This window comes from Variovorax sp. V118 (genome assembly GCF_041154445.1).
GTDB lineage: Bacteria > Pseudomonadota > Gammaproteobacteria > Burkholderiales > Burkholderiaceae_C > Variovorax > Variovorax boronicumulans.
Window position 1 is genome coordinate 5308938 of record NZ_AP028663.1, and the last position, 12114, is coordinate 5321051.

The 12114-nt window shown below is 66.8% G+C and carries 11 protein-coding genes; 3 read left to right on the forward strand and 8 right to left on the reverse strand.

Annotated elements, in window-relative coordinates; all coding sequences use genetic code 11:
- Positions 1 to 6 precede the first annotated feature (6 nt).
- The 5 genes from ACAM52_RS24700 to ACAM52_RS24720 form a co-directional block, all read right to left on the reverse strand.
- Positions 7 to 2406, reverse strand: coding sequence for a 3-hydroxyacyl-CoA dehydrogenase/enoyl-CoA hydratase family protein (locus ACAM52_RS24700; protein WP_369644810.1), 2400 nt, complete (start codon positions 2404 to 2406; stop codon positions 7 to 9).
- A 461-nt stretch (positions 2407 to 2867) separates the two neighbouring features.
- Entirely contained in the window at positions 2868 to 3302 is a 435-nt protein-coding gene (locus ACAM52_RS24705) for a DUF2147 domain-containing protein (RefSeq protein ID WP_369644811.1), read from the reverse strand.
- Between the two features lie 43 nt (positions 3303 to 3345).
- Positions 3346 to 5142: an acyl-CoA dehydrogenase C-terminal domain-containing protein gene (locus ACAM52_RS24710; protein ID WP_369644812.1), complete on the reverse strand. Its 1797-nt coding sequence runs from the start codon at positions 5140 to 5142 to the stop codon at positions 3346 to 3348.
- A gap of 75 nt (positions 5143 to 5217) precedes the next feature.
- Positions 5218 to 5922: a TetR/AcrR family transcriptional regulator gene (locus tag ACAM52_RS24715; protein ID WP_070060219.1), complete on the reverse strand. Its 705-nt coding sequence runs from the start codon at positions 5920 to 5922 to the stop codon at positions 5218 to 5220.
- A 152-nt stretch (positions 5923 to 6074) separates the two neighbouring features.
- A complete protein-coding gene (locus ACAM52_RS24720) occupies positions 6075 to 6833 on the reverse strand; it encodes an SDR family oxidoreductase (RefSeq protein WP_070060220.1) in 759 nt (252 codons plus the stop codon).
- Between the two features lie 108 nt (positions 6834 to 6941).
- Here ACAM52_RS24720 and ACAM52_RS24725 point away from each other — a divergent pair, with 108 nt between their 5' ends.
- Positions 6942 to 7829: a LysR substrate-binding domain-containing protein gene (locus ACAM52_RS24725; RefSeq protein ID WP_369644813.1), complete on the forward strand. Its 888-nt coding sequence runs from the start codon at positions 6942 to 6944 to the stop codon at positions 7827 to 7829.
- On the opposite strand, the gene ACAM52_RS24730 is transcribed toward ACAM52_RS24725, so the two are convergent.
- The 3 genes from ACAM52_RS24730 to ACAM52_RS24740 are packed head-to-tail and all read right to left on the reverse strand — an operon-like array spanning position 7819 to position 10183.
- The gene (locus tag ACAM52_RS24730; RefSeq protein ID WP_369644814.1) at positions 7819 to 8667 is read right to left on the reverse strand and encodes a fumarylacetoacetate hydrolase family protein; all 849 of its coding nucleotides are present in this window, start codon (positions 8665 to 8667) and stop codon (positions 7819 to 7821) included. The two genes, ACAM52_RS24725 and ACAM52_RS24730, sit on opposite strands and share 11 nt — an antisense overlap.
- Positions 8668 to 8696: 29 nt before the next feature.
- Positions 8697 to 9452 carry an SDR family NAD(P)-dependent oxidoreductase gene (locus tag ACAM52_RS24735; protein ID WP_095743533.1) on the reverse strand — a complete coding sequence of 252 codons (756 nt, stop codon included), beginning with the start codon at positions 9450 to 9452 and terminating at the stop codon, positions 8697 to 8699.
- Positions 9449 to 10183, reverse strand: a complete 735-nt coding sequence (locus ACAM52_RS24740) for an SDR family oxidoreductase (RefSeq protein ID WP_369644815.1) — start codon at positions 10181 to 10183, stop codon at positions 9449 to 9451. Before ACAM52_RS24740 ends, ACAM52_RS24735 begins: the two co-directional genes overlap by 4 nt.
- A gap of 165 nt (positions 10184 to 10348) precedes the next feature.
- On the opposite strand from ACAM52_RS24740, the gene ACAM52_RS24745 reads away from it, so the two are divergent.
- On the forward strand, positions 10349 to 11056 hold the full coding sequence (locus ACAM52_RS24745; RefSeq protein ID WP_062471117.1) for a FadR/GntR family transcriptional regulator: 708 nt from the start codon (positions 10349 to 10351) through the stop codon (positions 11054 to 11056).
- Positions 11057 to 11103: 47 nt separating this feature from the next.
- Positions 11104 to 12114 (forward strand): sialic acid TRAP transporter substrate-binding protein SiaP, encoded by a 1011-nt coding sequence (locus tag ACAM52_RS24750; protein WP_307582850.1) that lies wholly within the window; start codon positions 11104 to 11106, stop codon positions 12112 to 12114.

Here is a 12114-nt window from a genome sequence, read left to right on the forward strand (position 1 = left end):
CTGTCCTTAGTTGCGCACGGGCTTGCCGGTGCTGAGCATCCCCATGATTCGCTCTTGCGTCTTGGGGTGCACGATGAGCGAGCAGAACGCCTTGCGTTCCAGCGTCATCAGGTATTCCTCGGTCACGAGCGAGCCCGCGTCCACGTCGCCGCCGGTGACCACGTTCGCGATCAGGCTGGCAATGTGGAAGTCGTGCGCGCTGATGAAGCCGCCGTCGCGCATGTTCACGAGCTGGCCCTTGATCGTCGCGGCGCCGCTGCGGCCCGCCACGCGGAAGGTGCGGCGCAGCGGCGGGCGGTAGCCGGCGTCGGCCATGGCCTTGGCCTGCTGCAGTGCCACGTAGAGCAGCTCGTCCTTGTTCGGCACGATCACGTCGCTGTCGAGCAGGTAACCGAGCTTCTTCGAGTCGAGCGCGCCGGTGCCCACCTTCGCCATCGCCGCGGCAGTGAAGCCTTCGGTGAGGAAGGGCAGCAGGTCGGTGCCCGTCGAGGCCGATGCGTTTTCCGCCGCGCGGCGTGCGATGTAGGTCAGGCCGCCCGCGCCGGGGATCAGGCCCACGCCGACTTCGACCAGGCCGATGTAGCTTTCCATCGCGACGACGCGCTTGGCCGAGTGGATGGCCAGCTCGCAGCCGCCGCCCAGCGCCATGCCGCGCACGGCCGAAATCACCGGCACGTTGGCGTAGCGGATCTTGAGCATGACGTTCTGCAGCTCTTCTTCCGCGCCTTCGACCGCGCCGATGCCCGCGACCACGAAGGCCGGCAGCATCGCCTGCAGGTCGGCGCCGACCGAGAAGACCTCGTCGGGCGACCAGATCACGAGGCCCTTGTATTCGGCTTCGGCCAGGTCGACCGCGGCGCCCAGCGCCTCGGCCACGTCGGGGCTGATGGCGTGCATCTTCGACTGGATGCTGGCGATGAGCACTTCGCCGTCGAGCGTCCACACGCGCACGTCGCCTTCGTCGCTGATCGTCGTGCCGGCGGTGTTGGCATCGGCCGCGTTCGCGCCGAGCACGCTCTCGGGGAACAGCTGGCGGTCGTGCACGGGCAGCTTGCGCTGCGGCACGAATTTGTTCTGGGAGGCGCTCCACGAGCCTTCGGGCGTGTGCACGCCGCCAGCCTCGGCCACTGGTCCTTCAAACACCCACTTCGGCAGCGGTGCGGTGCTGAGTGCCTTGCCCGCGTCGATGTCTTCCTGCACCCACTTGGCGACCTGCGCCCAGCCGGCTTCCTGCCAGAGTTCGAACGGGCCCTGCTTCATGCCGAAGCCCCAGCGCATCGCGAAGTCGATGTCGCGCGCGCTCTCGGCGATGTCGGCCAGGTGCACGGCGGCGTAGTGGAAACCGTCGCGCAGGATGGCCCACAGGAACTGGCCTTGCGGTCCTTCGCTCTCGCGCAGCAGCTTCAGGCGTTCGCCCGCGGGCTTCTTGAGCATGCGGCCGTACACCTCGTCGGCCTTGGCGCCAGCGGGCACGTACTCGCCGCTCTTCAGGTCGAAGCGCAGGATGTCGCGGCCGACCTTCTTGAAGAAACCGGCCTTGGCCTTCTGGCCCAGGTTGCCCAGCTCCAGCAGCTTGGCGAGCACGGGCGGCGTCGCGAAGTTGGCGTAGAACGGATCGGTCTCGGCGTTCAGGTTGTCCTGCAGCGTCTTCACGACGTGGGCCATGGTGTCCAGGCCCACCACGTCGGCGGTGCGGAAAGTGCCCGAACTTGCGCGGCCCAGCTTCTTGCCGGTGAGGTCGTCCACCACGTCAGGCGTGAGGCCGAACTTCTCGACTTCCTTCAGCGTGGCCAGCATGCCGGCAATGCCGACGCGGTTGGCGATGAAGTTGGGCGTGTCGTGCGCACGCACCACGCCCTTGCCGAGCGTGCTGGTGACGAAGGCCTCGAGGTCGTCGAGCACCTGGGGCTGCGTGGTGGGCGTGTTGATCAGCTCCACCAGGAACATGTAGCGCGGCGGGTTGAAGAAGTGAATGCCGCAGAAACGCGGCTTCAGGGCTTCAGGCAGTGCTTCGCTGAGCTTGGTGATCGACAGGCCCGAGGTGTTCGAGGCCAGGATCGAATGCTTGGCGACGTGCGGCGCGATCTTCTTGTACAGATCGAGCTTCCAGTCCATGCGCTCGGCAATGGCCTCGATGATGAGGTCGCACTCGCCGAGCTTGGCGAGGTCGTCGTCGTAGTTGGCCTGCTCGATCAGGCCCGCGTCGGCCACGTCACCCAGGGGCGCGGGCTTGAGCTTCTTGAGGTTGTCGATGGCGCGCGTGACGATGCCGTTCTTCGGGCCTTCCTTGGCGGCCAGGTCGAACAGCACGACAGGCACGCGCACGTTGACGAGGTGGGCGGCAATCTGCGCGCCCATCACGCCGGCGCCGAGCACGGCGACCTTCTTCACTTGAAATCGGGACATGGCTGAGTTTCGAAGTTATGAATCAGTTCGGGGAACACTGCGGAACCGGTTTGACCGGGCCGCTGGTGTTGCCCCTTGAGGGGGAGGCTGCTACACGAAGTGAGCAGCTACGGGAGTGGGTCAAGCTATCAAGCACAAAAGGGAATCTCCGCTGCATCGGTGACGCGCTATGCCGAGTCCGAGTCGGCCCTTGAGGTCGGTGGCGACTCGTCTGCTGCCAGTGAGTTCGCAAGGAGAACCAGTCCTCCAAAACCAAACAGGCCGCAGATCGCCCAACCGAAACCGACCCACCACGGGAATGTCGCCGAGCCGCCTCTGTACCCGGTAGCAATGGGGACAGTTGCGAATATCCCAAGAAAGAAGATGACAGCGGCCGCAGCAGCAGCAACCGCCACGAGGGCAAGGCCACCGATCAACTTTCCCGATGAGACACTCATGTCACATGGCCTCCGTTGCGCCGCTTACTGCACACGGTTCCAGGTTTGGGTGCGCCAGAAGGGGCCGAGGTAGCCGCGGACCTCGAGCTTCTTGCCGCCGTCGATCGGCGTGAAGCTCGCGCGGTATTCCTTGCCGTTCTCGGGGTCGAGGATCTTTCCGCCTTCCCAGACGTCCTTGCCCTCGGCCTTCTTGCCGCCACGGATGATCTCCAGGCCCGCAATGGGCTTGCCCTTGCGGTCGTCGGCGCATTCGTCGCAGGTGGCGTCGGGCTTGGTGTCTTTCTTCAACGACTTCTCGATGCGACCGAGCAGCGCGCCGTTGGTCTCGGCGATGCGGATCTCGGCCTTGGCCTCGCCGGTCTTGTCGTCGACGTTGCGCCACAGGCCCACTGGCGTGCTCTGGGCCATGGCCGAAGCGGCGGTGACGGTGAACAAGACGGCTGCAAGCATTGCTTTCATGAGCGGGCTCCCGGTGGGTCGATGAAGAAAGGCTGTGTGTCACTTAAGCGAGTGCGGCGTCGGTGTCCATCAACACCTTGCTGCCGGCGCGCGCGGTGCGCATCAGCGTCGCGGTCTCGGGGAACAGCTTGGCGAAGTAGAAGCGTGCGGTCTGCAGCTTGGCGACGTAGAACGGATCGTTGTTGCCGGCGGCGATTTCGCGCAGCGCCACTTGCGCCATGCGGGCGAACAGGTAGCCGAACACGAAGTGGCCGGCCACGCGCAGGTAGTCGACGGCGGCGGCGCCCACTTCGTCGGGGTTCTGGAAGCCCTTGAAGCCGATCTCGGTCGTGAACTTGGTGAGCTGGTCGCCCAGCATCGCGATCGGGTTGATGAACTCGGCCATCTTCTCGTTCACGCCTTCTTCTTCCACCAGCTTGGCGACGAGCTTGCCGAACTTCTTCAGCGAGGCGCCGTTGTTGCCCAGGATCTTGCGGCCCAAGAGGTCCAGCGACTGGATGGTGTTGGTGCCTTCATAGATCATGTTGATGCGGTTGTCGCGCACGAACTGCTCCATGCCCCATTCCTTGATGAAGCCGTGGCCGCCGAAGACCTGCATGCACGAATTGGTCGCGATGTGGCCGTTGTCGGTGATGAAGGCCTTGACGATGGGCGTGAGCAGCGCGACCAGCTCGCCGCTGTCCTTGCGCACCTTTTCATCAGGATGGTTGTGTTCCTTGTCGAGCAGCAGCGTGCAGAAGATCTGCAGCGCGCGGCCGCCTTCGGCGTAGGCCTTGGCCGTGAGCAGCATCTTGCGCACGTCGGGGTGCACGATGATGGGGTCGGCTTCCTTGTCCTTGGCCTTCACGCCCGACAGCGAGCGCATCTGGATGCGGTCCTTGGCGTAGGCCAGCGCGTTCTGATAGGCCACTTCGGTCAGGCCCAGCGACTGGTTGCCCACGCCCAGGCGGGCGGCGTTCATCATCACGAACATCGCGGCCAGGCCCTTGTTGGGCTCGCCCACCAGCGTGCCGGTGGCGCCTTCGATCACGATCTGCGCGGTGGCGTTGCCGTGGATGCCCATCTTGTGCTCCAGGCCGGCGCAGAAGATCGGGTTGCGCTCGCCCAGCGAGCCGTCGGCCTTGACGTGGAACTTCGGCACCACGAACAGGCTGATGCCCTTGCTGCCCTTGGGCGCGTCCGGCAGGCGGGCCAACACCAGGTGAATGATGTTGCTCGTCATGTCGTGCTCGCCGGCCGAGATGAAGATCTTGCTGCCGGTGATGCGGTAGGTGCCGTCCGCCTGCGGCTCGGCCTTGGTGCGCAGCAGGCCCAGGTCGGTGCCGCAATGGGGTTCGGTCAGGCACATGGTGCCGGTCCACTCGCCGCTCGTGAGCTTGGGCAGGTAGGTCTTCTTCTGGTCGTCGGTGCCGTGCGCGGCCAGTGCCTCGTAGGCGCCGTGCGACAGGCCCGGGTACATGGTCCAGGCCTGGTTGGCGCTGTTGAGCATTTCGAACAGGCACTGGTTCACCACGAACGGCAGGCCCTGGCCGCCGAAGGCCGGGTCGCACGACAGCGCGGGCCAGCCGCCTTCGACGTACTTGGCGTAGGCGTCCTTGAAGCCCGTGGGCGTCTTCACTTCGTGCGTGGCCTTGTCGAGCACGCAGCCTTCTTCGTCGCCGCTGATGTTCAGCGGAAAGGTGACTTCGGCCGCGAACTTGCCGGCCTCTTCGATCACGGCGTTGATGGTGTCGGCATCGGTCTCGGCGTGGGCCGGCAGTGCCTTGAGTTCCTCGGCGACGTTGAGCACTTCGTGCAGCACGAACTGCATGTCGCGCACGGGGGGGTTGTAGGTAGGCATCCGGGACTCTCCTGGTCGAAGCTAGATAGATTGGAAAAAACGAAAACGGAAAAACGAAACGGGCAGCCGTGGCGCTCAGCGCACGGTCTTGAGCCGGCGCGTGCCGCGCGCAGCGGGCGCGGACTCGGCGGCATTGGAAGCAGGCGGCGCGTCCGGCGTGGCGGCGCGCGCGAGGATGTTGTCGAAGCCGACGTTGGCACGGCCGATGGAGCCGGGCACCTGCAGGAAGCGGGCTTCGTAGTGCAGCGCGAGGATCAGGCCGTGGATCTCGAACCCGACCTGGCGCTCATCGGCGTCGGCGCGCAGGTGGCCTTCGGTCTTGGACTGCACGATGGCGCGCAGCACGGCGGCCTGCCAGATGCTGACCGACTCGACCAGCGCATCGCGCACCGGGCCCGGACGGTCGTCGAATTCGGAGGCGCCGCTGATGTAGATGCAGCCCGAGTCGATCTCGGTCGAGGTGCGCTTCATCCAGTTGGCGAACATGGCGCGCAGGCGCGGCAGGCCGCGCGGCGCCTGGAGCGCGGGGAAGAACACCTCCTGCTCGAAGCGCGCGTGGTATTCGCGCACCACCGAAATCTGCAGTTCCTCGCGCGAGCCGAAGTGGGCGAACACGCCCGACTTGCTCATCTTGGTGATTTCGGCCACGGCGCCGATCGACAGGCCCTCGAGCCCGATCTGCGCGGCCAGCGCCAGCGCGGCATCGACGATGATGGCCTTGGTCTGCTGGCCCTTGGGGGCGGCGCGGGCCGGCTTGGCGGGAACGGCGGTGGCGGACATCGTGAAAGCTCCGAATAAAACGAACGGTCGTTCTATTTTGCAGGGGCTTTGCACTTTTGACCGCAAATGACCTTGGGCCGCGGTAGGTTAATAAAGGTTAGCGAAAGCAAAGGGCGGCCGCCAGGGGGCCGCACCCTTGCCCCGACCGACTCTCAGAACTCCTGCGACACGGGCCGCAGCACGACCTCGTTGATGTCCACGTTGGCCGGCTGCTCCACCGCGTAGACGATGGCGCGTGCCACCGAGTCGGCCGGAATCTGGTTGGCGTCGTAGAAGGCCTTCACGCCGGCGGCGCTCTCGGCGTCGCTGCTGCCGAACTTCAGCTCCGAGTCCACGGCGCCGGGCGACACGATGGTCACGCGCACGCCGCTGTTGCCCACCTCCACGCGCAGGCCTTCGGAGATGGCGCGTACCGCGTGCTTGGTCGCGCTGTAGACGGTGCCGATGGGCGTGAACACCTTCAGCCCGGCAATCGACGCGACGTTGACGATGTGGCCGCTGCCCTGCGCCTGCATGCGCGGCAGCACGGCGGCGATGCCGTAGAGCACGCCCTTGATGTTGACGTCGATGGTGCGGTCCCATTCGTCGACCTTGAGCTTGTCCAGCGGCGACAGCGGCATCACGCCCGCGTTGTTGACCAGCACGTCGATGCGGCCGAAGGCCTCGACCGTCGCGGCCGCGAGCTTTTCGAGGTCGGCGCGCTTGGCCACGTCGGTGGCCACGGCGATGGCATCGCCGCCGGCCTCGCGGATCTCGGCGACGACCTGGTCGAGCCGGTCGGTGCGGCGGGCCGCGAGCACCACCTTGGCGCCACGCGCGGCCAGGTGGCGCGCCGTCGATTCGCCCAGGCCGCTGCTGGCGCCGGTGACGATGGCAACCTTGCCCTGGATGTTGTCTTGAATGGAGGTCATGGGAATTTCCTTGGGGTGTGTTGAAGAAGTGCATGCAGTGTGGAAAATCCACGCGTTCCAGTAAATGAAACTCTGGCGACTTCAGAATTCCTGAAAAAGGAACACCCCATGTCCAACCGCCTCGAAGCCCTGCGCGTGTTCTTCACCGCCGCCGATGCCACCAACTTCCGCGAGGCGGCCGTGCGCCTGTCGGTGTCGCCGCAGGTGGTGACGCGCGCGGTGCGCGAACTCGAAGAAGAGCTGGGCGAACCGCTCTTTCACCGCAGCACGCGCGGCGTGCAGCTCACCGATTTCGGGCGCCAGCTCGCCGAGCGCGCCCGCGTGGCCGTGGGTGGCGTGGACGAACTTTTCCACCGCATCGACCGGCGCGCGCTGTCGCAGCACACGGGCACGGTGCGGGTCACGGCGCCGCATGTGTACGCCCGGCTGATTCCGCAGGCGCTGGCGCCGCTGCTGGCGCAGCATCCCGGGCTGGTGCTCGACCTGCGGCTGTCGGAGCAGCATGCCGACGTGGTCGACCAGCAGATCGACCTCGGCGTGCGCGTCGGCCCGATGCGCGACGCGCGCTTCGTGGCCCGGGGTGTGGGAAAGATGTCGCTGTGCGTGGTGGCATCACCCGCACTCATCGAGCGGGTCGGTGCGCCGCGCACCGTCGATGCGCTGTCGGCGCTGCCGGTGACGGCGCTGATCGACCACAGCTCGGGCCGTCCCTGGCCGTGGGCTTTCAGCAAGAAGCGGGTGTTCACCGTGTCGTCGCCCGCGTTCGTGACGGACAACATCGACGCCGAATGCGCCGCGGTGCTGGCGGGCATCGGCTTCGGCCAGCTCATCGGGCCGCTGGCGCAGCCGTGGCTGCAGTCGGGCGCGCTGGTGGAGGTGCTGGCGGCCGAGGCGCCCGAGCCCTGGCCGATCCACGTCTACCGCCCGCAGCGCGCGCCGGTGCCGGCGCGCGTGCGGCTGGTGTACGACGAGCTGGTGCGCGTACTCAGAGCTTGAAGGGCACCACGTCCTGGCGCTGCTCGCCCAGGCCTTCGATGCCCAGCGTCATCACGTCGCCCTTCTTCAGGAACAGCGGCGGCTTCATGCCCATGCCGACGCCGGGCGGCGTACCGGTGGTGATCACGTCGCCGGGCATCAGCGTCATGAACTGGCTCACGTAGCTCACGAGCTTGGCCACGCTGAAGATCATGGTCTCGGTGCTGCCGGTCTGCACGCGCTGGCCGTTCAGGTCGAGCCACATCGCGAGCTTCTGCGGGTTCTCGATCTCGTCGCGCGTGACGAGCCAGGGGCCGATGGGGCCGAAGGTGTCGCAGCCCTTGCCCTTGTCCCAGGTGCCGCCGCGCTCGATCTGGTATTCACGTTCGCTCACGTCGTTGATGGTGCAGTAGCCGGCCACGTAGTCCAGTGCGCTCTTCTGCGACACATAACGCGCCTTCGTGCCGATGACCACGCCGAGCTCGACCTCCCAGTCGGACTTGACCGAGCCCTTGGGCAGCATCACCGGGTCGTTCGGGCCCTGGATGCAGCTGGTGGCCTTCATGAAGACGATGGGTTCCTTGGGCACCGGCAGGCCCGACTCGGCCGCGTGGTCGGCGTAGTTCAGGCCGATGGCGATGAACTTGCCGACGTTGGCCACGGGGCTGCCGAAGCGCGGCTTGCCCTTGACCAGCGGCAGCTTGTCGAGCTTGGTCTTGCGCAGCTTGGCAAGGGCGGCATCGCCGAGCTGGTCGGGACCGATGTCCTTGACGACGGCGCTCAGGTCGCGCAGCCTGCCTTCGTTGTCGATGAGGCCGGGCTTCTCTTTGCCGGGGTTGCCATAGCGGACGAGTTTCATGCGTTCCTTTCAGTGCATTGAATGGGGAATCAGTAGGTGGAGCGGCCACCGGAGAGGTCGAAGACCGCGCCGGTGGAAAACGAACAATCGTCGGTGCAGAGCCAGCCGACCATCGCGGCCACCTCTTCCACGGTGCCGAAGCGGCCCATGGGAATCTTCGAGAGCATGAAGGCGATGTGGTCGGGGGTCATCTGGTCGAAGATGGCGGTCTTCACCGCCGCGGGCGTCACGCAGTTCACGCGGATGCCGGTGTCGGCCAGCTCCTTGCCGAGCGACTTGGTGAGCCCGATGACGGCGGCCTTGCTCGCACTGTACGCGCTGGCGTTGGGGTTGCCGTCCTTGCCCGCCACCGAGGCGATGTTGACGATGCGGCCTTCGCCTTTCGTGCCCTGCCTGCGCATCTGCGCCACCACCTCGCGGCAGCACAGGAACACGCCGTTGACGTTGACCTCCATCACCTGGCGCCACTCGTCCACCGGGTAGTCCCACAGCTTGACGTTGGGCCCGGTGATGCCGGCGCTGTTGACCAGCGCATCGATGCGCGGCGCGTGCGCGAGCGTGGCGGCCACGGCCTTCGCGACCGAGGGCTGCTGCGTCACGTCGACCTTCAATGCGAAGGCCTTGGCACCCAGCGCTTCGGCCGCGCGCCCGGCGGCGGCCTCGTCGCGGTCCCACAGCGTGACGCTGCCGCCCGAGGCGACGAGCCGCTGCGCGATGCCGAAGCCCAGCCCCGTGGCGCCGCCGGTGACCACGGCGTGGCGGCCTTCGAAATCGAGCCGGTTCATATCGTGATGCCGCCGTCGACCGTGAAGTACTGGCCGGTGGCGAAGATGGATTCGTCGCTCGCCAGGAACACGACCACCGGCGCGATCTCCTCGGCCCGCGCGAGGCGGCCCATGGGCTGGCGCGCCACGAAGGCCTTGCGCGCGGCCTCGGGGTCGGCGTTGGCGTTGATGCGATCGCCCAGCGAGGGCGTGTCGACCGTGCCCGGGCACACGGCATTGCAGCGGATGCCGCGGGCCACGTAGTCGGCCGCCACGCTCTTGGTGAGGCCGAGCACGGCCGCCTTGGTGGTGCCGTAGACGAAGCGGTTGGGCAGGCCCTTCATGCTGGAGCACACGCTGGCCATGTTGATGATGCTGCCGCGCCCGGCCGCGAGCATGCCGGGCAGCACGGCCTGGATGGTCCACATCTGCGCGCGCACGTTGAGGCGGAAGGCAAAGTCGAGGTCGTCGTCGCTGGCCTGCTCGATGGTGCCGTTGTGCACCACGCCCGCGCAGTTGAAGAGCACGTCGAGCGTGGGCAGCTGCGCCACGACCGCGCCGATGGCGGCCTTGTCGAGCACGTCGAGCTTCAGGGCCGTGACGTTCGCCACGTCGGCATAGGCCGACAGCAGCTGCTCGTTGACGTCGGTGGCCCACACATGGGCGCCCTCGGCCGCGAGCGCCAGCACGCTGGCGCGGCCGATGCCCTGGCCGGCGGCGGTGACGAGCACGGTCTTTCCCTTCAATCTCATGGTCGGTGTCTCCTGGGGTGTTCTGCGGATGCGGGGTGGGTTCGGGTTAGGCCCGATGGGTGACATCTGTGAATCGCCGTATTCTGAATTGGCCTTACCACTTGTCCAATTCAGGACAACCCTTAAGCCGATCCAACGCCTCGCCCGCACCCACTGCCTGCTCCCGTGCCGCTCCAGACCGTCGAACCCCAACGCCTCTATCGCCAGATTGCCGACCAGCTCCGGGGGCTGATCGCCAAGGGCGAATTCGACGTGGGCGCGCGCCTGCCCGCCGAGCGCGACCTGGCCAAGCAGCTCGGCGTGAGCCGGCCCTCGGTGCGCGAGGCACTCATCGCGCTGGAGGTCGAGGGCTGGGTCGAGGTGCGCACCGGCTCGGGCGTTTACGTGCTCGACCGCTCGCACCGCGCCAGCGCGCCGGTGGCGCCCACCGAGTGGGGGCCGCTGGAGCTGATCCGCGCGCGCCGCGTGATCGAGGGCGAGACCGCCGCCATCGCCGCCCTCTCGGGCAAGCGCAAGGACGTGGACGCGATGACGCGCGCCATCGCCACCATGCGCGAGATGGCCGACCGCAACGTCATGCCGCTGGACGGCGACCGCGCCTTTCACCTGGCCATCGTCGGCGCCAGCGGCAACGTGGTGCTGGTCGAGACGGTGCAGGGCTTCTGGGATTCACGCCGCGGCCCGATCTTCACGCGGCTGGGCGGCTACTTCGAGACCGTGACCTCGTGGCGCGCCGCCATCACCGAGCACGAGGCGATCCGCGACGCCATTGCCGCGCGCGACGCCGACGCCGCGCGCAGCGCGATGCACACGCACATGGACAACTCGCACCACCGTTTCAGCGCGAGCTGGCGCCGCGCCAAGCCCGCCTGATTCCTCGCCAGCCTTCCTGCCAGTTCACTACAACGGAGACACACCCCATGATCAGCAGCAGCAAGAACAGCAAACGCACCGCCCTCAAGGCCCTGGCCGCCTGCGCCCTCGCGGCCGGCGCGCTGGGCGCGACAGGCATCGCCTCGGCGCAGACCAAGCTCAAGTGGGCGCACGTCTACGAGACCTCGGAGCCCTTCCACAAGTACTCGGTGTGGGCGGCCGAGGAGATCAAGAAGCGCAGCAACGGCAAGTACGACATCCAGGTGTTCCCGGCCTCCAGCCTGGGCAAGGAAGCCGACATCAACCAGGGCCTGACGCTGGGCACGGTCGACATCGTGCTGACCGGCGCGAGCTTCGCGGGCAACAGCTACAAGCCGCTGGCGATCACCTACTTTCCGTTCATCTTCCGCGACGCGGAGCACCAGCTGAAGTACGCCAGGAGCGACGTGTTCAAGGAGCTCGCCAAGGGCTACGACGACAAGACCGGCAACCACATCACGGCGCTCAACTACTACGGCGCGCGCCACGTCACCTCGAGCGCGGCCAAGCCGGTGAGCAAGCCCGAGGACATGAAGGGCCTGAAGATCCGCGTGCCTGACGCGCCCGCCTACCTGGCCTTTCCCAAGTCGCTGGGCGCCAATGCCACGCCGATCGCCTTCGCCGAGGTCTACCTCGCGCTGCAAAGCGGCACCGTGGATGCACAGGAGAACCCGCTGCCCACCATCGAGGCCAAGAAGTTCTACGAGGTGCAGAAGAACATCTCGCTGACCGGCCACATCGTCGACTCGCTGCTCACCGTGGTCTCGGGCCAGCTGTGGGCCAAGCTCAGCGCAGACGAGAAGAAGATGTTCAACGACGTGATGCAGGAAGCCGCCGAAAAAACCGGCCGCGAGATCATCGCCTCCGAGACCCGGCTGGTGGAGGAGTTCAAGAAGAAGGGCAACAACGTGATCACGGTCGACAAGGGCGCGTTCCGCGAGGCCGTGCTCAAGAACACCAAGCCCACCGACCATGGCTACCGCCAGCAGGACTACGACCGCATCATCGCGATCAAGTAA